This window comes from Streptomyces noursei (assembly GCF_001646665.1).
Taxonomy (GTDB): domain Bacteria; phylum Actinomycetota; class Actinomycetes; order Streptomycetales; family Streptomycetaceae; genus Streptomyces; species Streptomyces lavendulocolor.
The window spans coordinates 1-380 of the sequence record NZ_LWBU01000317.1; the positions used below are offsets into that span (position 1 = coordinate 1).

1 pseudogene is annotated in these 380 nt (G+C 82.1%); it reads left to right on the forward strand.

The features are described from left to right. Window positions 1–100: 100 nt before the first annotated feature. A pseudogene (locus A4V12_RS35510) lies at window positions 101–380 on the forward strand (LysR family transcriptional regulator); the annotation flags it as partial.

Sequence of the window (380 nt, forward strand, 5' to 3'; positions counted from 1 at the left end):
CGCCGGCAGGGGGCGCGCGTGGAGCCGGCGCCGGAGCCGGAGGTGGCGCGCGGCGTGGCTGGGCGCGTCGCGGCCGGCGGCCAGGAGGGCCGTCGAGGGGGCGGGGGTAGCGGAGCCGCTGGGGGCGGTGGAGGGGGGGACGGGCAGGTCGGCGGGTGGGGACACCGAGCCGGTGCGGCTGGCGGGGCAGGCCGAGCTGCTGTGCGTCCGGGTGCTGCCCGCGCTGGCGGCGCCGGTGGCCGAGCGGGGCGGGCGGGCCACCACGACCTGGTGATCGCGACGTACCGGCCGCGGGGCCGGGCGCTGGTGGCGACGCCGCTGATGGACGAGGAGTTCGTGCTGGTCGCCGCGCCGGCGTGGGCGGATCGGATCGGGGCGGG